Here is a 20,488-nt window from a genome sequence, read left to right as displayed (position 1 = left end):
TCCTTTTCTCGTCTGATTCAGGGGTTATCGACTACCGGTCCGTCCGGCCAGGCATGTACCACGGCTTTGATAAGGGTTGCCAGTGGGATGGCGAAAAAGACGCCCCAGAAGCCCCACAGGCCGCCAAAAATCACCACCGAGAGGATGATGACCAGCGGATGCAGGTTGACCGCTTCCGAGAACAGCACCGGCACCAGCAGGTTGCTATCCAGGCCCTGAATCACCAGGTACACGGTAAACAGGCTCCAGAACTCGGTGCCAAGGCCAAACTGGAACAGCGCCACGCCCACCACAGGAATGGTCACCACGAAAGCGCCGATATAGGGGATCAGCACCGAGAGTCCCACCAGCACCGCCAGCAGCAGCGAGTAGTTGAGACCAAACATGATAAAGCCTATCCAGGTAGCCACCCCAACCACGATCATCTCCAGCACTTTGCCGCGAATGTAGTTGGTTATCTGCTGGTTCATTTCTTTCCAGACCTGTCCGGCCAGGCCGCGATTTCGCGGCAGCACGCGGCGCACGGCGTTCTGCATTTGCACTTTATCTTTCAGCAGGAAGAACACCATCAGAGGTACCAGCACGAGGTATACCGCAAGCGTCAGCAGCCCTACCAGCGAGGCAAGCGAGTATTTCACCACCGAGTCGCCAAGGGTCAGGAAGCGGCTACGCATGTTTTCCGCCATGGCATCGATGATCCCGGCATCCATCAGTGCCGGGTAGCGGCGCGGCACGTTGGCAGCAAAATCAGAAAATTTGCCCAGCATGCCCGGCATATCGCGAATGAGGTAGATCCCCTGCTGCCACGCCACCGGTATCACCACAAACGCCATCAGCAGCAGGATCCCGACGAACAGCACCAGCACGATGCTGGTCGCCCAGGTTCGCGAGCAGCCCACGCGCTCCAGCCGAACCGTCGGCCACTCCAGTAGATAGGCGAGCACTATTGCCACCAGCAGCGGCGCCAGCAGGCCGCTGAAGAAAAACAGAATGCCAAATCCGGCGAGCAAAATGACCAGCAGTGCTATCGCTTCCGGGTCGCTAAAGCGCCGACGATACCACTGCATTAACAACTTGAGCATAAAACCTCTTTCCTGTGAATGTCAGGATCTTTCTACCCGGAGTGTATCGAAATGTCACATAAAAGACTCCGCTTTTTGTCGCCCCCGCAGCAAACATCAAAAGTGAATCAAAAGAGGATTTTCAACCGCCCTGACCACCGCTACACTCATACAACAACAGCGCAGGAACCATCACCCCCGGCGCTGGTCAAAATGGCACATCCCACATGACAGGACTGAGGTTATGTTCAGGCAGTTAAGAAAAACGCTGGTTGCGACCGTTGTTGCCTCCCTTACGCTCGGCTCGTGTCTGCCCGCCTTTGCGGATAACGCTGACACATTGCCAGATATGGGTACCTCCGCAGGAAGCACGCTCTCCATTGGTCAGGAGATGCAGATGGGAGATTATTACGTACGTCAGCTACGCGGCAGTGCGCCGTTGATTAATGACCCGTTGCTGACGCAGTACATCAACACCCTCGGGATGCGCCTGGTCTCCCACGCCAATTCTGTACGTACGCCGTTTCATTTTTTTCTGATTAATAACGACGAACTGAACGCCTTCGCCTTCTTCGGCGGTAACGTGGTGCTGCATTCCGCCCTCTTCCGCTACACTTCGACGGAAAGCGAACTGGCCTCGGTGATGGCGCACGAAATCTCTCACGTTACCCAGCGCCACCTGGCGCGGGCGATGGAAGATCAGAAGCGCAATGCGCCGCTGACCTGGGTCGGTGCACTGGGCTCTATTCTGTTAGCGATGGCGAGCCCGCAGGCGGGGATGGCCGCGTTGACCGGTACGCTTGCGGGTACCCAACAGGGGATGATTAGCTTCACCCGTCAGAACGAAGAAGAAGCTGACCGCATCGGTATTCAGGTGCTGCAGCGCTCGGGCTTCGACCCGCAGGCGATGCCTTCTTTCATGGAGAAGCTGCTGGATCAGTCACGCTACTCCTCCCGACCACCAGAAATGCTGCTGACTCACCCATTGCCGGAAAGCCGTCTTGCCGATGCACGTAACCGTGCCAACCAGATGCGTCCGGTGGTGGTGCAGTCTTCTGAGGATTATTACATGGCGAAGGCGCGTACCCTCGGCATGTACAATTCCGGACAAAATCAGCTCACCAGCGATTTACTCGACAGCTGGGCGAAAGGCAACGTTCGCGAACAGCGTGCTGCAACCTATGGCCGTGCGCTACAGGCCATGGGCGCTGAAAACTACGCCCAGGCAAGCAAACTGCTGCAGCCACTGTTAAGCGCCGACAGCCAGAACCCGTGGTTCCTCGACATGGCGACCGATATCGATCTCGGGCAGAAAAAAAACGCCGATGCGATTAACCGTCTGAAAAACGCCAAAGAGCTGAAAACGAATCCGGTGCTGCAACTGAACTTGGCCAACGCCTATTTACAGGCCGGTCAGCCAGGCGAAGCCGCCACCATTCTTAATCGCTATACTTTCACCTATAAAGACGACACCAACGGTTGGGATCTGCTGGCCCAGGCAGAAGCCGCCCTTGGCAACCGGGACCAGGAGCTGGCAGCGCGCGCCGAAAACATGGCGCTGGTAGGAAGGCTCGATCAGGCCATTTCTATGCTGAGCAGCGCCAGTTCTCAAGTGAAGCTGGGTAGTCTGCAGCAGGCACGGTATGATGCGCGCATCGACCAGTTCCGGGACCTGCAGGAACGCTTCCGTCCGTATAGCAAAATGTAAGGAGAAACCATGTCTGACGCCACGGTCACTATTTATCACAACCCTCGCTGCTCCAAGAGCCGTGAAACGCTGAGCCTGCTGCAGAGCAAGGGGATTGAGCCAGACGTCGTGCTGTACCTCGATAACCCGCCGGATGCTGCAACACTACGCAATCTGGTGAAAATGCTGGGAATGAGCAGCGCGCGCGAACTGCTGCGTGACAAAGAAGATCTCTACGTCTCTCTGGGGCTTGCAGATCCGGCGCTCAAAGAGGAAGCCATCGTCATGGCCATGGTTGAGCATCCTAAGCTTATCGAACGTCCTATTGTTGTGAAAAACGGCAAGGCGCGCATTGGGCGCCCGCCGGAGCAGGTTCTCGACATCCTCTAAGCGGAAGCCATACGCCGCAGCGCTTCGAGAAAGGCCTGCGGCGTGTTTTCTCCCAGCTTTTTCTGCGCCTTACCGGTATTCCATAAACGACACAGCCGCTGCACCGTATCATCCAGGGTATCCATCGCCGGGATAAGATCTGACAGCAAGCCCGGGATCTGCACCGCAGCCCCCTCACCGCTGCCGGTGGATTTCATGACAAGATCGGCACGGGTGAACTGAAAACATTTCGCCGAATCAGTCTCAACACATTGAATAGCAGCCGGACAGACGATAAGCACCTGATCCAGCCAGTCGCTGACTAACGCCTGTGAGACGCCAGAAAACACCCGAGCAAAGCACCAGCCGCTGACCGGCTCCTGCGCCCACAGCAGGTGGCTCTCACCGCCGTCGTCCATTGACAGTGCCAGCAGGCGGTAATGCAGGTGCAGCGTATTAGCTTGCATCCCCGCTTTTAGCGCCTTTTTCCCCTGTAGCTGTGCCTGTTTCCGTCCTTCATGGGCCGGACGCAGATAACGGTTAAGCGTGGCCCGGGAGAGTGAAATCCCCAGTCCTTCAGTCACAATAAACAGCAGCTCATCAAGCGGCGCACGCAGCACGTCGCGCAGCGCATTTATCATCACCACCTGCTCCTGTCTCAGCGCTTTGTGTACCAGATGTGGCGTCGTGTGGTGGTCAGAAATCTGGCTGCGTTTACGCCAGCGACGAACCGTAGTGACAGAGATACCCAGCTCCCGCGCCAGTTCGCGGTCACTCTTGTCAGATTCCTGCAGATATTTACGAGTGCGAGGCGTTGTTGTGGCATTCGCATGCAGTTTAATTTCCATCCCCACTCCTCAGAATACATAACTAATCATATGAGATTTATATGATTAATAAGAACACAATGTGAGCAGATTCAACTTTCAACCCACCGCTTTCTCCCATAATCCCTCATACATAACACACACAATAACGTCTGATCTTGTACGGAGTTCACAATGAACAATGTTCTGGGATTTTTAGAAGCGAAACTGATGCCTCTGGCGGCAAAAACCGCGCAGCAGCGCCACCTCGGGGCGATCCGCGGTGCCTATGTATCATTCATGCCATTTATCATCGTGGGATCCATCCTGCTGGTGATCTCTTCATTTCCGAATCAAGCCTACCAGCAGTTTATGGCCGGAGCCTTCGGTGCCAGCTGGAGTGCGATCATCGAGATCCCGTTTAATGCGGTGTTCTCCACGATGTCGCTGTTCATCAGCTTCCTGGTGGCTTTTCGCCTGGCAGAGCACTACGGCGATGACCGGATCTCCTGCGGGATCCTCTCTCTGGTATGCTTCCTGATCCTCACCCCTTTCCTCAAAGTTGCCGAAAACGGCGGGATCACCGTGATGCCGGTAGAGTGGATCGGCACCAAAGGGCTGTTTGTGGCGATGATAGGCTCACTCATCTGGACCGAACTGTTCTGCTGGCTGAAGCGCAAAAAGCTGGTCATCAAGATGCCGGAAGGCGTACCACCGGCGGTGCAGGAATCCTTTGCCGCGCTTATCCCCGCGCTACTGGTGATGATTCTGGTGCTGGCTATCCGCATCCTGTTTGAAAACACCCACTATCACACCATTCATCAGTTTATTTATGAAGTGGTTGCCACGCCGGTACGCCACTATGGGACCTCCTATTTTGGCGCGCTGATGACCGTCTTCAGCATCACCATTTTGTGGTCAGTCGGCATCAACTCCGGCTCGATGATTAACGGCATCATTCGCCCGCTGTGGATGGAAAACCAGACCGACAACATCGCGGCAATTCAGGCAGGCGTGACGCCCCCACACATCATTACCGAACAGTTCTTCGATATGATCTGGATGGGTGGCGCCGGGGCGACGTTATCACTGGTGATTGCGATGCTGATTTTCGCCCGCAGTAAAAACATGCGCGAAGTGGCGCGCCTCGGGGCCGGGGCTTCCCTCTTTAACATCAACGAGCCGATTCTGTTTGGCCTGCCGGTCATCATGAACCCGATTATGTTGATCCCCTTCAACCTTGTACCGCTGGTGCTGGTTACCATTCAGTACGTGGCGATGAAAATCGGTGCCGTTGCGGTAACGACCGGGGTGTTTATTCCCTGGACGCTGCCGCCGGTCATTAGCGGTTTTATCGTGACCGGGCACCTCAGCGGTAGCGTCATGCAGTTACTCAATCTGCTGATTGGCGCCATGCTGTACCTGCCCTTCATGCGCATTGTCGACAAACAGTATCGCGCGGCCGAGACGACCTCGACCGCTGAAACAGAAACCTCGCTGGCAAAACAGGAGTAAACGATGTGGGGAATGATTGCCACCTGGAGAATGGCGCTGGAAGGCGTAACGGAAGCGGCGGCGGAGCTGAAGGCGGGGAAAAGCACCGCCAGCGCCGTGGTGAACGCGGTTACCGCCGTTGAGGATTTTCCGTTTTACAAGTCGGTGGGCTTTGGCGGCCTGCCGACAGAAAATGGTGACGTGGAGCTGGATGCCGCTTATATGGACGGTGACACACTGGCCTTCGGCGCCATCGGGAATCTTATCGATATCGCCAACCCGGTAAAGGTAGCGTATGCCTTAAGCCGTCAGCGCTATAACAGCCTGCTGGTGGGCCAGGGCGCTCGCGAATGGGCGCTGAGCCAGGGGTTCAGCAGCAAAGAGATGCTGACCGAACGTGCGTTGCAGCACTACCGCAAGCGCTGCCGGGAAACGCTGGATAAAGGCCTCAGCCCCTACGATGGTCACGACACCGTCGGCGTTATTGGCCTTGATAAGCACGGTTCCATGAGCGTCGCCACCTCCACCAGCGGCCTGTTTATGAAAAAACGCGGCCGACTCGGCGATTCGCCGATCATCGGCTCCGGTTTTTACTGTGACAGCGAAACCGGTGCCGCCACCGCTACCGGCGTGGGCGAAGATCTAATGAAAGGCTGTACCAGCTATGAAATTGTGCGCCGCATGGCGCAGGGCATGAGCCCCCAGCAGGCAGCGGATTCCGTGGTCTGCGAGCTTGAGGATAAGCTGATGTCGCGCTTCGGCCGCGCGGGCGATCTCTCCGTGGTGTGCATGAACCGCCAGGGTGAGTTCGGTGCCGCAACTAACATCAAAACGTTCTCGTTCGTTGTCGCAACGGAGAAACAGCCGCTCACCGTGTTCCGCGCCGAACGTATCCGCGAGAAAACCCATTATCAGCCGGTGGACGACGAATGGATGCAGGCCTACGCCGCGCGTATTCGCGCCCCCATCGAGGAGTAACTCATGCTGGATTATCGCTTAATCACTGAACCCGATGCCCTCTGCAACGGGGCGCATCTGGTCAGCTGGCCGGGCAGCCCCCTGCTTGCACAGTTGACGCTGGCTAACGACCAGCTTATTGATGACATGGCGCAGCGGGCGCTGAAAGGCACAGTGGCTGACACCTGTTTTGGCTGTGCACCTTTCGCGCGGATCACGCTTATCCCCAAAGAGGAGTGGCAGGATCCGATAACCGACAGCCTCACCGCTGCATTACGTCCGCTGTGTAAAGTACCCACTGCCCCGCGACTGCTGCTTGATGCATCGCTCGCCGCCGATACCAGCGCCTTCGCCCAGGCATTACGTTTTGTTTTTAACCTCGACTGGAACCTTGAGGATTTAGGCCTGCGTCGTACATCGGTCGATAAACCGCGCTTCCAGCATCTCGACCTGTTCTGCCTTCCCGGGCAGCATGAAGAGCTGGAAACGCGGGTTCACCAGCAGCATGTCATTGCCCTGGGAATGATCGCCGCCCGCAGGCTGGCTGATTTACCTTCCGAACAATGTACACCGCAGTACGTAGTGGAAGAAGCGCAGCGCCTGTGCGTCGCCTACCCTGCGCTTCGCTGTGAAGTGCTGGATGAAAAGGCCATCGTCGACCAGGGGCTGGGACTGCTGCATGCCGTAGGCAAGGGCTCATCGCGCCCGCCGCGTCTGCTGGCGATCCATTATGACGGCATCCCCGAAGGCCCGGTGCGCAGTTACGTGGGTAAAGGCATCACCTTCGATACCGGCGGCCTGTGGCTGAAAGAAGGCGCGGGCATGTACACCATGAAGTACGACATGTGCGGCGCCGCCAACGTGCTGGGGCTGATGCAGAGCATCGCCGCCCTGGCGCTACCGGTGCGAGTGATGGGCGTACTGGCGCTGGCTGAAAATGCCATCGGGCCGGAGGCGATGCAGCCCGGAAGCGTCGCCCGGGCCTGCAACGGCATGACGGTTGAAATCAACAACACCGACGCCGAAGGCCGGCTGGTACTGGCAGACGCCATCGCCTGGGCGAGCCAGCGCCACCCGAAAACGCAGTACATTATCGATATGGCAACGCTCACCGGCGCGGTGGTGAAAGCGCTTGGCTACGAGCTCAGCGGCTTGATGACCCAGGATGAAACGTTACGGGAGCATCTCATCCACGCCGGGAAAAAGTCGGGGGATGAAGTGTGGTCGCTGCCGCTGGATGCCAGACTGAAAAAACAGACCGACAGCGCGATTGCCGACCTGTGTAATACCCCGACCAATAACGCCGCGATCAGCGCTTCAGCGGCGTGGTTGCTGCACCACTTCTGCCCGCCAGAGATCCCATGGGCACACCTTGACGTCAGCGGTACGGCCTTATGGCGCGAAGGAGGGAGAAGCGTGGCATCAGGCAGGCCGATCCCGCTGCTGATGCAGCATTTGCTTAATGATTTGGCTGAGGATGGACGGTAGGTGCGAGCGAAGCGCCGCCGGGCAATATTGCCGGATGGCGCTACAGTTTGAGGATCTCTTTTACGAAGGGGATCGTCAGCTTGCGCTGAGCGGTGATCGAGGCCTTGTCGAGCTCGTCGAGGGTCATAAACAGCGTGCGCATTTCCCTGTCCAGACGCTTTAACAGGAACCGGCACACGTCTTCCGGCATTTCAAAACCGCGCAGCCGAGCGCGTACCTGCAGCGCCTGCAGTTTGTCTTCGTCAGACAGCGGCTGCAGCTTGTAGATTTGCCCCCAGTCCAGCCTGGACGCGAGATCCGCAAGCCCAAGATTGAGCTGGCGCGGCGGGCGATCGCCGGTAATCAGCAGGCGCGTTTTACCCGATTCGAGGATCCGGTTGTAGAGATTGAAAATCGCCATTTCCCACTGTTCGTCCCCGGCTACGCACTCAATATTGTCGATGCAAACCAGCGAAAGCTGTTCCATGCCTTCGAGCACTTCGGGAACAAACCACGTGCGTTTATCCAGTGGAACATAACCTACGGCTTCGCCACGCTGCGACAGTTCTGCACAGGCCGCGTGCAGCAAATGGCTGCGACCCGCGCCTTCGCGTGACCAGAAATAGATATAACCACTGTGCTCCTGACGCAGAACATTCTGCAACGCAGCAAGAAGAGAAGGGTTATCGCCCGGCCAGAAACTTGCGAACGTTTCATCGTCAGGTAGATAAAGTGGCAGAGAGAGCTGTGCCGGTGTGTTCAGAGCGACCTCAACATGGGCTTACACAAAAACGCGAAGAGTTTAACACAGTTTTATAGCGGGAGAGAACCGGGCGAGGATCCCGCCCGGTTAAAGGATCAATGCTTCACTTCGGTGCTGTCTTCTGCATCCAGTACCGTCTCTTCCGGACGCAGTACGCTGATAAGCTTAAAGATAAGGCTCAGCGCCACGCCCACGATGGTGGCCAGCGCCATGCCTTTCAGCTCTGCGGCACCGATGTGCACCTTCGCGCCGCTGACTCCGATAATCAGGATCACAGAGGTCAGGATCAGGTTCTGTGCTTTGCTGTAGTCGACTTTAGATTCGATCAGCACACGAATACCGGAAGCACCGATCACCCCGTACAGCAGCAGCGACACGCCGCCCATCACCGGGATCGGGATAATCTGGATCGCCGCCGCAAGTTTACCCACGCAGGAAAGCAGGATCGCGATGATTGCCGCGCCGCCGATAACCCAGGTGCTGTACACGCGGGTGATCGCCATCACGCCGATGTTTTCCCCGTAGGTGGTGTTTGGCGTTGAGCCAAAGAAGCCGGAGATGATGGTGGAGAAACCGTTCGCAAACATGGAGCGATGCAGGCCCGGATCGCGGATCAGGTCTTTTTTGACGATATTCGCCGTGACCACGAGATGCCCTACGTGCTCGGCAATCACCACCAGCGCCGCAGGCAGAATGGTGAAAATGGCAAACCATTCAAAGCGCGGGGTGTACAGCGTTGGCAGGGCGAACCAGTGTGCGTCGGCAATCGCCTGGGTGTTGACCATCCCCATTGAGAACGACAGCGCGTAACCCACCAGTACGCCCACCAGGATGGGGATAATGGCGAGGAAGCCACGGAACAGCACGGAGCCAAAAATGGTGACGCCTAAAGTCACCAGCGACACGATGATGGTTTTGGAATCTGCCGACTGTCCGTCCGCTGGCAGCAGACCCGCCATATTCGCCGCAACGCCCGCCAGCTCCAGACCGATAACCGCGACGATGGCACCCATCGCCGCCGGTGGGAACATGACGTTCAGCCAGCCGGTACCCGCTTTTTTCACAATAAACGAGACGAGACAGAACAGCACGCCGCACATAATGAAGCCGCCCAGCGCCACTTCATAACCCAGCGGCAGCAAAAGCAGCACCGGGGAGATAAATGCAAAGCTCGATCCCAGGTAGGCCGGAATTTTGCCTTTACAGATAAAGAGATACAGCAGCGTCCCGATGCCGTTAAACAGCAGTACGGTAGCCGGGTTGATGTGAAACAGGACTGGCACCAGCACGGTTGCGCCAAACATAGCGAACAAGTGCTGCAAACTAAGCGGGATTGTCTGTAAGAGCGGCGGTCTTTCACTCACCCCGATAGCACGGCGCGTCATAGCGTTTTCCTCTGTGTTGTTATTAGTAGTGTGTTGTTTTACTCAAAAAAAAGCCGACTCTTAAAGTCGGCTCTTTTTAGTGAATCACTTATTTAGTACCAAAAATCTTATCGCCGGCATCGCCAAGCCCCGGAATAATGTATCCGTGCTCGTTGAGTCCCTGGTCGACGGAGGCGGTGTACAGCTCAACGTCCGGGTGCGCTTTCTCCAGCGCAGCGATACCTTCCGGAGCAGCAACCAGAACCAGCACCTTAATGCTGGTGCAGCCCGCCTGCTTCAGCAGGTCGATGGTTGCAATCATGGAACCACCGGTTGCCAGCATCGGGTCAACCACCAGCGCCATACGCTCGTCGATGTTAGAGACCAGCTTCTGGAAGTACGGTACCGGCTCGAGGGTTTCTTCATTACGGTAGATACCCACCACGCTGATACGTGCGCTCGGTACGTGCTCCAGCACGCCTTCCATCATGCCAAGACCGGCACGCAGAATAGGTACAACGGTAATTTTCTTACCTTTGATCTGCTCAACTTCTACCGGGCCGTTCCAGCCCTCAATGGTGACCTTCTCGGTCGCCAGATCAGAAGTTGCTTCATAGGTCAGTAAGCTGCCGACTTCAGAGGCCAGTTCACGAAAGCGTTTAGTGCTGATGTCATGCTCACGCATCAGGCCCAGCTTGTGTTTGACGAGTGGGTGTTTCACTTCCACGATCTTCATTCTCATACTCCTCTGAGTGTCGGCCACAAAAAAAATCGCGGGATTATACCGCTTTTTTCGGATTACGCCATACCCGTAATGCTTGACCGCGATCAAGCAAAGTGATTAACAGCTCGTTACATATTAGAAAATATACGAAAAAAAGCCGGGACATCGTTCCGGCTTTTTATAGATCAGCGCATCAGGTCAGTTAAGCCCAGCGCTCCTGGCAGTTAAAGTTCATTACCATTGCTGGCAATCACGTTCTTATACCAGTCAAAAGATTTTTTCCTGCTACGCGCCAGGCTGCCATGGCCCTCGTTATCTTTATCGACATAAATGAAGCCATAGCGCTTCTTCATTTCACCGGTGCCAGCGGATACCAGGTCGATGCAGCCCCACGGGGTGTAGCCCATCAGATCCACGCCATCTTCCACCACCGCCTTTTTCATTTCGCGGATATGCGCAGAGAGATAATCAATGCGGTACTGGTCGTTCACCGTACCGTCGCTTTCCTGCACATCAATGGCGCCAAAGCCATTTTCCACAATGAACAACGGGAGCTGATAGTGATCCCAGAACCAGTTCAACGAATAACGCAGCCCAACCGGGTCGATCTGCCAGCCCCAGTCTGACTTCTGCACGTAAGGGTTTGCGACCAGGCTTGTGGATTCGTCGTAGTCGAGGGTTGGGTTATCCTCCGTCGCCTTGGTGGTAAACGACATGTAATAGCTGAAACCAATATAGTCGACGCCCCCTTTCGCCAGAATGGCGTGGTCTTCAGCAGTAATATCAAGCTCAAATCCGCGACGCTCAAAGTAGTTGAGCAGGTGCTGCGGATATTTGCCGCGCACGTGAACGTCGGTAAACCAGTAGCGTCGGTGCATGGCGTTCATCGCCATCATCATGTCGTTCGGCGCGCAGGTCAGCGGGTAAATCGGGCACATCGCAATCATGCAGCCAATCTGTAATGAAGGATTGATTTTCCGCGCCGCCTGCACCGCCAGAGCGCTCGCCACCAGCTCGTAGTGCGCCGCCTGGAACATAACCGGCTCACGATCTTCACCCGGCTGGTAGTGAATTCCGGAGTTGGTGAACGGGGCAAAATCTTCGTGGAAGTTCGCCTGGTTGTTGATTTCGTTGAACGTCATCCAGTATTTCACTTTGTGCTGGTAGCGCTCAAAAACCACGGTGGCAAAACGCACAAAGAAATCAATCAGCTTACGGTTACGCCAGCCACCGTACTCGGTCACCAGGTGATAAGGCATCTCGAAGTGGGAGAGCGTAATCACCGGCTCAATACCAAGCTTCAGGCATTCATCAAACAGGTCGTCGTAGAACTGTAGCCCGGCTTCGTTTGGCTGCTGTTCATCACCGTTCGGAAAAATACGCGTCCAGGCGATAGAGGTTCGGAAGCAGCGAAAACCCATTTCGGCAAACAGCCTGAGGTCTTCTTTGTAGCGGTGATAAAAATCAATCGCCTCGTGGTTTGGGTAGTTTTTCCCCGGCAGTACGCCGTTGGTAATTTGTCGCGGAACGCCGTGCGCACCGGCGGTCATGACGTCCGCAACGCTGACCCCCTTCCCGCCCTCTTTCCAGCCGCCTTCCAGCTGATGCGCCGCAACCGCCCCACCCCATAAGAATCCTGCTTTAAATCCAGACATTCGTATTCCCTCTTTCAGCATGTTCGCGTCATGTTGACGCCACAGAAACCGGTTTCAGTGAATGATGTTGTGCCCGTGCCCACGATGCAAGAAGAAGAATGTACCCGGTTTCATTTTCGTGAACGGTATCAAGTTCACGGACGATATCGACAGAAATGCAGAAAATAACGGCTGATGAAAAATGAACGTAAAGCAGGCTCGCAAACGTTTGCTTTGGCTGTTAGAATGGCGCCGTTTTTTACTTCTATCGCAAGAAACGCGTGGAGATTTCGCTGTGACCGACAAAACCTCTCTTAGCTACAAAGATGCCGGTGTTGATATTGACGCAGGTAACGCTCTGGTCGACCGTATCAAGGGCACGGTGAAGAAAACCCGCCGCCCGGAGGTCATGGGAGGGCTCGGCGGCTTTGGCGCGCTGTGTGCGCTGCCGCAGAAATATCGTGAACCGGTGCTGGTTTCCGGTACCGACGGCGTAGGCACCAAGCTGCGTCTGGCGATGGATTTGAAACGCCACGATACCATTGGTATCGATCTCGTGGCGATGTGCGTTAACGATCTGGTGGTTCAGGGCGCAGAGCCGCTGTTCTTCCTCGATTACTACGCCACCGGTAAGCTGGACGTCGACACCGCTGCAAGCGTGATTAACGGCATTGCCGAAGGCTGCCTGCAGTCGGGCTGCTCGCTGGTCGGCGGTGAAACCGCTGAGATGCCGGGCATGTATCACGGCGAAGACTACGACGTGGCAGGCTTCTGCGTTGGCGTAGTTGAGAAATCCGAAATCATCGACGGCTCCAAAGTGGCCGACGGTGACGTGCTGATCGCCCTTGGCTCCAGCGGCCCGCACTCTAACGGCTACTCGCTGGTGCGTAAAATCCTCGAAGTCAGCAAGTGCGACCCGGAAGCTACCCAGCTCGACGGACAGAGCCTGGCCGACCACCTGCTGGCCCCGACCCGCATCTACGTGAAATCAATTCTTGCGCTGATTGAAGAAGTGGACGTCCACGCCATCGCCCACCTGACCGGCGGCGGCTTCTGGGAAAACATTCCGCGCGTCCTGCCGGATAACACCCAGGCGGTACTCGACGAATCCTCCTGGCAGTGGCCGGCGGTGTTCCACTGGCTGCAGGCAAACGGCAACGTCTGCCGTCGCGAAATGTATCGCACCTTCAACTGCGGCGTCGGGATGGTTATCGCCCTGCCGGCAGCAGAAGCAGACAAAGCACTGGCATTCCTCAAAGAGAAAGGTGAAAACGCGTGGAAAATCGGGTATATCAAAAACTCCGATTCCGAAGAGCGTGTGGTCATTGAATGAAAAATATCGTCGTGCTGATCTCCGGCAATGGTAGCAACCTGCAGGCCATCATTGACGCCTGCGAACAGCAACGGATTAACGGCGCTATTCGCGCCGTATTCAGCAACAAGGCCGACGCGTTCGGACTTGAACGCGCGCGTGATGCCGGGATCCCCGCCCATGCACTTGCGGCGAATCAGTTTGCCAGCCGTGATGCCTTTGACCGCGAGCTCATCCGCGAAATCGATGCTTACGCCCCGGACATTGTGGTGCTCGCGGGTTATATGCGCATTTTGAGCCCGGAGTTTGTTGCGCAATATCAGGGCCGTTTGCTGAATATTCACCCTTCTCTGCTACCGAAATATCCAGGTCTTTACACGCACCGCCAGGTGCTGGAGAACGGCGATGAAGAGCATGGTACGTCGGTGCATTTTGTCACCGACGAACTCGATGGCGGGCCGGTTATTCTGCAGGCGAAGGTCCCGGTATTTGCCGGTGATGATGAAGACGACGTCACCGCCCGCGTACAAGTGCAGGAGCACGCGATTTACCCGCTGGTCATAAGCTGGTTTGTCGATGGCCGACTGCAAATGCGTGATGGTCAGGCCTGGATGGATGGTCACCCGCTGCCGCCGCAGGGCTACGCCGCCGAATAATGCCTCCTCTGTGCCCGTGGTATGTACTTTGCCCCGGGCCATTCCCGCTATTACCGTCTGAAACCCTTCACTTTTTCGCTATGCGCCAGCGTAATGCCGGAAAACTGTCATACTTATCTGGCACAGTTGGACATCGCCTGACAAAGCTAGCAATATAAGCATGGAGACGGATTTACCGCGTCCCGTGAACGAACCGGAGTGTGAGTAGTAATGGGCCAGGAAAAGCTTTATATCGAGAAAGAACTCAGTTGGTTATCCTTCAACGAACGTGTACTCCAGGAAGCGGCCGATAAGAGTAACCCGCTTATTGAACGCATGCGCTTTCTGGGCATCTATTCCAACAACCTTGATGAGTTCTATAAAGTTCGATTTGCCGAGCTTAAGCGCCGTATTATCATCAGTGAAGAACAAGGTTTAACGGCCCATTCCCGACACCTGTTAGGTAAAATCCAGACCCGTGTGCTGAAAGCGGATCAGGAGTTTGACAGCCTGTATAACGAGCTGCTGCTCGAGATGGCGCGTAATCAAATTTTCCTGATTAACGAACGCCAGCTGTCGGTCAATCAGCAAAACTGGCTGCGTCACTACTTTAAGCAGTATCTTCGCCAGCACATTACCCCGATCCTGATTACCCGGGAAACTGACCTCGTACAGTTCCTGAAAGATGATTACACCTATCTGGCGGTGGAGATTATTCGCGGCGATAACATCGAATATGCGCTGCTTGAAATTCCGTCAGATAAAGTCCCGCGCTTTGTGAATTTGCCGCCAGAAACCCCGCGCCGCCGCAAACCAATGATCCTGTTGGACAACATCCTGCGCTACTGCCTCGATGACATCTTCAAAGGCTTCTTCGATTACGATGCGCTGAATGCCTACTCGATGAAGATGACCCGTGATGCCGAGTATGACCTCGTTCACGAGATGGAATCGAGCCTGATGGAGCTGATGTCCTCAAGCCTGAAACAACGCCTCACCGCAGAGCCGGTGCGTTTTGTTTACCAGCGCGATATGCCGGATGCGATGGTCGAAATGCTGCGTGAAAAGCTGACTATTTCGCGTCTTGACTCCATCGTCCCGGGCGGACGGTACCACAATTTTAAAGATTTCATTAGCTTCCCGAATGTTGGCAAGGGCAATCTGGTGAACAAGCCGCTGCCTCGCCTGCGTCACCTGTGGTTTGATAAATTCCGCAACGGCTTTGACGCTATCCGTGAACGCGACGTGCTGCTGTACTATCCGTACCACACCTTTGAGCACGTGCTGGAACTGCTGCGTCAGGCGTCGTTCGACCCGAGCGTGCTGGCTATCAAAATCAATATTTACCGCGTCGCCAAAGACTCACGCATTATTGATGCCATGATCCACGCGGCGCATAACGGCAAAAAAGTTACCGTGGTCGTGGAGCTGCAGGCGCGCTTCGACGAAGAAGCCAACATCCACTGGGCGAAGCGTCTGACCGCCGCCGGGGTGCACGTTATCTTCTCAGCGCCCGGCCTTAAAATTCACGCCAAGCTGTTCCTTATCTCGCGTAAAGAGGGTGATGACGTGGTGCGCTACGCCCACATCGGCACCGGTAACTTTAACGAGAAAACCGCGCGTATTTATACCGACTACTCGCTGCTGACCGCCGATGCGCGCATCACCAACGAGGTACGCCGGGTGTTCAACTTTATCGAAAACCCGTACCGCCCGGTGAATTTCGAGTATCTGCTGGTGTCGCCGCAAAACTCGCGCCGCCTGCTGTACGAGATGATCGACAAAGAGATTGCCAACGCGCAGAACGGCCTGCCTTCCGGCATTACGCTCAAGCTCAACAACCTCGTGGACAAAGGGCTGGTTGACCGGCTGTATGCCGCTTCCAGCTCCGGCGTACCGGTTAACCTGCTGATCCGCGGCATGTGCTCGCTCATCCCGGAGCTTGAGGGCATCAGCGAGAATATTCGCGTAATTAGCATCGTTGACCGTTACCTTGAACACGATCGGATCTATATTTTTGAGAACGGTGGCGATAAAAACGTGTATCTCTCATCCGCCGACTGGATGACGCGCAACATCGACTATCGTATTGAAGTGGCGGCGCCGCTGCTTGACCCGCGTCTCAAACAGCAGATCCTCGATATTATCGATCTCCTGTTCAGCGACACTGTAAAGGCGCGTTATGTTGATAAAGAACTGAGTAATCGCTATGTTCCGCGCGGTAATCGCCGTAAAGTACGCGCACAATTAGCGATTTATGACTATATCAAATCACTTGAGCAACCCGATTAACCTATGCCCATACACGACAACTCCCCGCGGCCACAGGAATTCGCCGCGGTAGATCTCGGTTCAAACAGTTTTCATATGGTCATCGCCCGCGTGGTTGACGGCGCGATGCAGATTATTGGCCGCCTGAAGCAACGAGTACATCTGGCTGATGGTCTGAATGAAAACAACATGCTCAGCGAAGAAGCGATGGAACGTGGGCTTAGCTGCCTCTCCCTCTTTGCCGAACGACTGCAGGGATTCTCCCCCTCCAGCGTCTGCATTGTGGGTACACACACGCTGCGCGTGGCGCTGAATGCGCAGGAATTTCTTAAACGTGCGGAAAAGGTTATCCCTTATCCCATCGAAATTATTTCGGGTAACGAAGAAGCGCGACTGATTTTCATGGGAGTGGAACATACCCAGCCGGAAAAAGGCCGCAAGCTGGTTATCGACATCGGCGGTGGCTCCACCGAGATGGTCATTGGTGAAGACTTCGAACCCCAACTGGTAGAAAGCCGTCGCATGGGCTGCGTGAGCTTCGCGCAGATGTTCTTCGCGGGCGGCGTTATCAACAAAGAGAACTTTCAGCGTGCGCGCCTCGCGGCAAGCCAGAAGCTGGAGACCCTCTCCTGGCAGTATCGCATTCACGGCTGGAATGTCGCCCTCGGCGCTTCCGGCACCATCAAAGCTGCCCACGAGGTGCTGCTGGCGATGGGTGAGAAAGACGGTTTCGTGACGCCGGAACGTCTTGAAATGCTGGTAGACGAATTACTGAAGCATAAAAACTTTGAAGCGCTCAGCATGCCGGGGCTCTCTGACGAGCGTAAAGCGGTGTTCGTGCCGGGGCTCGCTATCCTCTGCGGCGTGTTTGATGCGCTGGCGATTAAAGAGCTACGGCTGTCCGATGGCGCGCTGCGCGAAGGCGTGCTGTATGAGATGGAAGGTCGTTTCCGCCATCAGGATATTCGCAGCCGTACGGCGCAGAGCCTTGCGAACCACTACAACATCGACCGGGAACAGGCGCGCCGCGTGCTGGAAACCACGATGCAGATGTACGATCAGTGGGAAGCGCAAAACCCAAAACTCGCCAACCCGCAGCTGGCAGCGCTGCTGAAATGGGCAGTGATGCTGCACGAGGTGGGGCTCAACATCAATCACAGCGGAATGCACCGCCACTCGGCCTACATTCTGCAAAACAGCGATCTGCCGGGCTTTAACCAGGAGCAACAAACGCTGATGGCGACGCTGGTGCGCTGCCACCGTAAAGCCATCAAGCTCGATGAGATCCCGCGCTTTACGCTGTTTAAGAAAAAGCAATTCCTGCCGATGATCCAGCTGCTACGCCTCGGCGTGCTGCTGAACAATCAGCGTCAGGCGACAACCACGCCCCCCACGCTGACCCTGACGACGGAAGCCCACCACTGGACGCTCTGCTTCCCTCATGACTGGTTCAGCCAGAACTCCCTGGTACTGCTCGATCTGGAGAAAGAGCAGCAGTACTGGGAGTCGGTGACCGGCTGGTGGCTTAAGATTAAAGAGGAAGATGCTCCGGTGATCGCCGCCTAAGCGGCGTTCACATCGGCACTGGCAACCAGACTCTCCAGCGGTTCTGGTTTGCCAATGCCGTAGCCCTGCAGATAATCAATCCCCAGCGACATCGCCGCCTGACGGGTTTCTTCGTTTTCTACGTACTCCGCGACCACCAGCATTTTCTTCATCCTCGCCAGATGGCAGATAGAGGCCACAATCTGATAATCGAGGCTGCTGTCGACAATATTGCGGATAAAACTGCCGTCAATTTTGAGGATGTCGGCACTGACGTTTTTAAGCCGTGCGTAGCTGGCGTAGCCGGTTCCAAAATCGTCTATTGCCACCCGGCACCCAAGCTCCTGTAACTCCGCCATGGTCTGGCGAGCCTGTTCCGGATGTGCCAGAGAATGGCTTTCCGTCAGCTCAAAGATGAGCTGCCAGGGCTCAACCGACCAGGTTTTCAGCAGCCGCTGAACGGCTTTAGCCACCTGTGTACCGCAGGCGGTAAAAGGCGACAGATTGATAGCAAAGCGAACGCCCGGCAGTTCCTGGCGATGACGGCTCATAAAGGCCAGCGTCTGCTCCAGCACCCACATATCAATGCGCGACGACAGGCCAAACTCGTGGGCTATCGGCAGGAAGTTATCGGGGCTCAGCAACTGGCCCTCCTCCCCTTCCATCCGAAGCAGGATCTCAAAGTAGTTATCGCCGCGAACCCCCATGATAGGCTGCGCCATCAGACGAAATTTATCCTGCTCTAACGCCTGTTGGATCTGATTCATCATCACCACTTTATCTTTCAGCCCCTGCTGCAGATGCATTGCACTGCGGCGCTGCAGGTTCTCCGGATGAAAAGTAGTCAACGAAAGGTCGGCAATGGTGCTGAGCTCGCCGAGCAGCAAATAAAGGTGAGTAACCGGAGAGCGAACGTAGCAGTAGCTGATGCCAATCTGCGGCTGTAGCGGGATCCCGTCCCAGCTAAAGCGAAACTGCTTCGCCCGCTCATCGAGCTGCTCAATACGACGCTGATAGCCTTCCGTATTAAGACGGATAACCAGGTCGTGGCCGGAGAGCTGGTAGACCTGCTCGTCTTCTTCCATCACGACTTTTAGCCACTCGGCGATCTTCTGTTTGTACTGGATCCGCATCATGACGCCGTAATGGCGTCCCAGCACCTCCAGCTCCGGTACCCGCAGGAAACACAGCACTGACCACGGTGTCATCGCCAACGAGCGATTCAGCGCCCGCAGGTTTGGCATGTGTACCACCGGGTCGAGGAATGCCATCCGCCGTACCCGCTCGTGGGTCAGGCGCTGACGCGTTGCCAGCATGGCCATATACACCACGATAAATGAGAACACCAGATAGCTCGATGAGGTGATGGCTAACTGATTACTGTAGCCCGGATAAACGGGCAAATAGCGATAATAAAAATGAATAGAAACAATCAGTACCAGCGTCCAGACCAGCGACATAAAGCGATAACCAAACCGCATGGCTCCCCAGAGCATCACTGGTAATAATAATGACAGCGTATAATTTGTATTAAAAATCGTACTGCTGGTATTCATCGGCCACAGCAGCATCCCCATCAGCACAATAAGTGCGGCTGCCCACAGCAGAATTTCAGGCCATTTTACTTTCGGGTCACACTGCAGACGGATCTGGGAAATATATCCGCGAAGATATATCGGGTGACGAATAATCCTGATCAACAAATAACAGAGCGGCACCCCGGTGATACACCCCACCAGCAGCGCCTGATAGTTTATCAAGGTACGCAGACTCAGCGGACTAATACCTTCCATTTGCTCGCGGCTGGGATGCAGGCCAAGATAAACCGCAATTTGAAACAGCACGAGAAATATCGTTGCCGGAAAAAACATCTGCCAGAACAGACGCTGCGACATCAAGCGGACGTTACCGTGGGACACGTGGTGACGACGAGGCACGCTGGCCCGGTATCCGCCCCAGCTCAGAATGACCGGGATCAGAAAGTGGAGGGTCACGCCCAGCGACTCACCCAGGGACAGGCCACGGGTGGTATGCACCCACAATCCAAGGAACATTCCAGGCAGCGCTGCCCAGCCGAAAAAGAGCATCAGGCTCAGCATAAATGCCAGCGGCAGGTAATACAGTGCGACGATCCCACCTTCCAGTGGAGTAAACGTATTAGCAAGATTAATAACAGGAAGTAATACCAGCGGAATAATCAGCGGTAACGCCCACCATTTATCCCGGTAATTACGATATAACGTGAACAAATTCATAGATGCTCGACGGATTACCCAATATCCTGACGGGTATATTCAGACAGGCATCCAACCTGACCATATTTCCCGCGAAACCAACTGCTGCGCGGTACGGATGGAAGATTCTAGTAGGCGCCCATATGGGGTGTTTGACATAAGTCA

At 55.5% G+C, this 20,488-nt stretch carries 16 protein-coding genes; 9 read left to right on the top strand and 7 right to left on the bottom strand.

Annotation, left to right across the window (positions count from 1 at the left end):
* Positions 1-17: 17 nt before the first annotated feature.
* Complete coding sequence (locus C7387_RS00570) at positions 18-1,082, bottom strand: AI-2E family transporter (protein ID WP_006821132.1); 1,065 nt, start codon at positions 1,080-1,082, stop codon at positions 18-20.
* 223 nt (positions 1,083-1,305) lie between these two features.
* On the opposite strand from C7387_RS00570, the gene bepA reads away from it, so the two are divergent.
* A complete protein-coding gene (gene bepA, locus C7387_RS00565; protein ID WP_120815835.1) occupies positions 1,306-2,769 on the top strand; it encodes a beta-barrel assembly-enhancing protease in 1,464 nt (487 codons plus the stop codon).
* Between the two features lie 9 nt (positions 2,770-2,778).
* Positions 2,779-3,138 carry an arsenate reductase (glutaredoxin) gene (arsC, locus tag C7387_RS00560; protein WP_006821134.1) on the top strand — a complete coding sequence of 120 codons (360 nt, stop codon included), beginning with the start codon at positions 2,779-2,781 and terminating at the stop codon, positions 3,136-3,138.
* Here arsC and C7387_RS00555 read toward each other — a convergent pair.
* Positions 3,135-3,965, bottom strand: coding sequence for a helix-turn-helix domain-containing protein (locus tag C7387_RS00555; protein ID WP_038254926.1), 831 nt, complete (start codon positions 3,963-3,965; stop codon positions 3,135-3,137). The genes arsC and C7387_RS00555 overlap by 4 nt on opposite strands.
* Before the next feature lie 153 nt (positions 3,966-4,118).
* Between C7387_RS00555 and celB the strand changes: the two genes are divergently transcribed.
* From celB to C7387_RS00540, 3 genes are read left to right on the top strand one after another with little or no spacing between them, the layout of a single operon-like run.
* Positions 4,119-5,438, top strand: a complete 1,320-nt coding sequence (gene celB, locus C7387_RS00550) for a PTS cellobiose transporter subunit IIC (protein ID WP_120815834.1) — start codon at positions 4,119-4,121, stop codon at positions 5,436-5,438.
* A 3-nt stretch (positions 5,439-5,441) separates the two neighbouring features.
* On the top strand, positions 5,442-6,395 hold the full coding sequence (locus C7387_RS00545; RefSeq protein ID WP_120815833.1) for a glycosylasparaginase: 954 nt from the start codon (positions 5,442-5,444) through the stop codon (positions 6,393-6,395).
* Positions 6,396-6,398: 3 nt separating this feature from the next.
* Positions 6,399-7,862, top strand: a complete 1,464-nt coding sequence (locus C7387_RS00540) for a leucyl aminopeptidase family protein (protein WP_120815832.1) — start codon at positions 6,399-6,401, stop codon at positions 7,860-7,862.
* A 40-nt stretch (positions 7,863-7,902) separates the two neighbouring features.
* Here C7387_RS00540 and C7387_RS00535 read toward each other — a convergent pair whose 3' ends face one another.
* The 4 genes from C7387_RS00535 to C7387_RS00520 form a co-directional block, all read right to left on the bottom strand.
* The gene (locus C7387_RS00535) at positions 7,903-8,604 is read right to left on the bottom strand and encodes a DnaA inactivator Hda (RefSeq protein WP_071777554.1); all 702 of its coding nucleotides are present in this window, start codon (positions 8,602-8,604) and stop codon (positions 7,903-7,905) included.
* Positions 8,605-8,699: 95 nt separating this feature from the next.
* A complete protein-coding gene (gene uraA, locus C7387_RS00530) occupies positions 8,700-9,989 on the bottom strand; it encodes a uracil permease (RefSeq protein ID WP_006821140.1) in 1,290 nt (429 codons plus the stop codon).
* Positions 9,990-10,077: 88 nt separating this feature from the next.
* Complete coding sequence (gene upp / locus C7387_RS00525; protein ID WP_038254935.1) at positions 10,078-10,704, bottom strand: uracil phosphoribosyltransferase; 627 nt, start codon at positions 10,702-10,704, stop codon at positions 10,078-10,080.
* A gap of 212 nt (positions 10,705-10,916) precedes the next feature.
* Positions 10,917-12,347 carry a 6-phospho-beta-glucosidase gene (locus C7387_RS00520; protein ID WP_120815831.1) on the bottom strand — a complete coding sequence of 477 codons (1,431 nt, stop codon included), beginning with the start codon at positions 12,345-12,347 and terminating at the stop codon, positions 10,917-10,919.
* A gap of 274 nt (positions 12,348-12,621) precedes the next feature.
* Here C7387_RS00520 and purM point away from each other — a divergent pair, with 274 nt between their 5' ends.
* The 4 genes from purM (at position 12,622) to ppx (ending at position 18,110) form a co-directional block, all read left to right on the top strand.
* Positions 12,622-13,659 carry a phosphoribosylformylglycinamidine cyclo-ligase gene (gene purM / locus C7387_RS00515; protein WP_038254999.1) on the top strand — a complete coding sequence of 346 codons (1,038 nt, stop codon included), beginning with the start codon at positions 12,622-12,624 and terminating at the stop codon, positions 13,657-13,659.
* On the top strand, positions 13,656-14,294 hold the full coding sequence (purN, locus tag C7387_RS00510) for a phosphoribosylglycinamide formyltransferase (protein WP_006821145.1): 639 nt from the start codon (positions 13,656-13,658) through the stop codon (positions 14,292-14,294). The genes purM and purN overlap by 4 nt, the downstream gene beginning before the upstream one ends.
* A gap of 210 nt (positions 14,295-14,504) precedes the next feature.
* A complete protein-coding gene (gene ppk1 / locus C7387_RS00505; protein WP_006821147.1) occupies positions 14,505-16,565 on the top strand; it encodes a polyphosphate kinase 1 in 2,061 nt (686 codons plus the stop codon).
* Positions 16,566-16,568: 3 nt separating this feature from the next.
* Positions 16,569-18,110, top strand: a complete 1,542-nt coding sequence (ppx, locus tag C7387_RS00500; RefSeq protein WP_006821148.1) for an exopolyphosphatase — start codon at positions 16,569-16,571, stop codon at positions 18,108-18,110.
* Here ppx and C7387_RS00495 read toward each other — a convergent pair.
* Entirely contained in the window at positions 18,107-20,344 is a 2,238-nt protein-coding gene (locus C7387_RS00495) for a sensor domain-containing phosphodiesterase (RefSeq protein WP_120815830.1), read from the bottom strand. The genes ppx and C7387_RS00495 overlap by 4 nt on opposite strands.
* Positions 20,345-20,488: the final 144 nt, after the last annotated feature.

Source organism: Yokenella regensburgei (assembly GCF_003634235.1).
Classification (GTDB): Bacteria; Pseudomonadota; Gammaproteobacteria; order Enterobacterales; family Enterobacteriaceae; genus Yokenella; species Yokenella regensburgei.
Note: the sequence above shows the minus strand (reverse complement) of the source record. Positions and strands in the feature narration are given on the sequence as shown.

What these genes read in the sequence shown, in the direction of transcription:
- purN (WP_006821145.1), top strand. Translation starts at nt 13,656, where the DNA reads ATGAAAAATATCGTCGTGCTGATCTCCGGCAATGGTAGCAACCTGCAG.
- C7387_RS00495 (WP_120815830.1), bottom strand. Translation starts at nt 20,344, where the DNA reads ATGAATTTGTTCACGTTATATCGTAATTACCGGGATAAATGGTGGGCG.
- C7387_RS00520 (WP_120815831.1), bottom strand. Translation starts at nt 12,347, where the DNA reads ATGTCTGGATTTAAAGCAGGATTCTTATGGGGTGGGGCGGTTGCGGCG.
- bepA (WP_120815835.1), top strand. Translation starts at nt 1,306, where the DNA reads ATGTTCAGGCAGTTAAGAAAAACGCTGGTTGCGACCGTTGTTGCCTCC.
- upp (WP_038254935.1), bottom strand. Translation starts at nt 10,704, where the DNA reads ATGAAGATCGTGGAAGTGAAACACCCACTCGTCAAACACAAGCTGGGC.
- C7387_RS00570 (WP_006821132.1), bottom strand. Translation starts at nt 1,082, where the DNA reads ATGCTCAAGTTGTTAATGCAGTGGTATCGTCGGCGCTTTAGCGACCCG.
- C7387_RS00545 (WP_120815833.1), top strand. Translation starts at nt 5,442, where the DNA reads ATGTGGGGAATGATTGCCACCTGGAGAATGGCGCTGGAAGGCGTAACG.
- celB (WP_120815834.1), top strand. Translation starts at nt 4,119, where the DNA reads ATGAACAATGTTCTGGGATTTTTAGAAGCGAAACTGATGCCTCTGGCG.
- uraA (WP_006821140.1), bottom strand. Translation starts at nt 9,989, where the DNA reads ATGACGCGCCGTGCTATCGGGGTGAGTGAAAGACCGCCGCTCTTACAG.
- C7387_RS00555 (WP_038254926.1), bottom strand. Translation starts at nt 3,965, where the DNA reads ATGGAAATTAAACTGCATGCGAATGCCACAACAACGCCTCGCACTCGT.
- ppk1 (WP_006821147.1), top strand. Translation starts at nt 14,505, where the DNA reads ATGGGCCAGGAAAAGCTTTATATCGAGAAAGAACTCAGTTGGTTATCC.
- arsC (WP_006821134.1), top strand. Translation starts at nt 2,779, where the DNA reads ATGTCTGACGCCACGGTCACTATTTATCACAACCCTCGCTGCTCCAAG.
- ppx (WP_006821148.1), top strand. Translation starts at nt 16,569, where the DNA reads ATGCCCATACACGACAACTCCCCGCGGCCACAGGAATTCGCCGCGGTA.
- C7387_RS00540 (WP_120815832.1), top strand. Translation starts at nt 6,399, where the DNA reads ATGCTGGATTATCGCTTAATCACTGAACCCGATGCCCTCTGCAACGGG.